This window comes from Ralstonia sp. TCR112 (genome assembly GCF_007997035.1).
Classification (GTDB): Bacteria; Pseudomonadota; Gammaproteobacteria; order Burkholderiales; family Burkholderiaceae; genus Ralstonia; species Ralstonia edaphi.
The window spans coordinates 1-527 of record NZ_VOSS01000220.1; the positions used below are offsets into that span (position 1 = coordinate 1).

Below are 527 nucleotides of genomic sequence, written 5' to 3' on the forward strand. Positions count from 1 at the left end.
GGGGTCGCGGGTTGAGTCCCGTCCGCTCCGCCAAATCAAAACCCGCTGCTTGCAGCGGGTTTTTTCTTTTGCGCTTTCTATTCAATTCCAGTCGATCCGGATTGATGTCGTTTTAAAGCGGCCGCGAATGGCTTGCTTTAATCGGCGGTGCGGCTGACGCGATTGAAATAGCTGAGCAGCAATGCACCGGCCACCATCAAACTGAGCGCATTGGCCGCCCAAAAGCCCGCTGCGCCACGCAGTGCCGTCGCAACGTCCCCCAGCAGTCCAAATCCGAGCACATAGCCGCCGCCCAGGCCTACGCCCCACAGTGAGAGCGCGTAGATAACGGTTGGGATGAGCGCGATCTTGTATGCGCGCAGGATAAACGCCGTCATGACCTGTAGCGCGTCGAACATCTGGTAGAAGGCAATGAAAGGCAGCAGCGGCACCGCAATCGCCAGGACAGCGGCATCGTGTGTGTAGAGGCTCACCAACTCCCGCCGCAGGAACAACACCGCCGCGCCAACGGCAACCGCACACATCAC

Annotated in this window: 1 protein-coding gene; it reads right to left on the bottom strand. The window is 59.6% G+C overall.

The features are described from left to right. Positions 1-137: 137 nt before the first annotated feature. On the bottom strand, positions 138-527 hold a 390-nt coding region (locus FUT88_RS25460), incomplete at its 5' end, for an MATE family efflux transporter (RefSeq protein WP_261797298.1).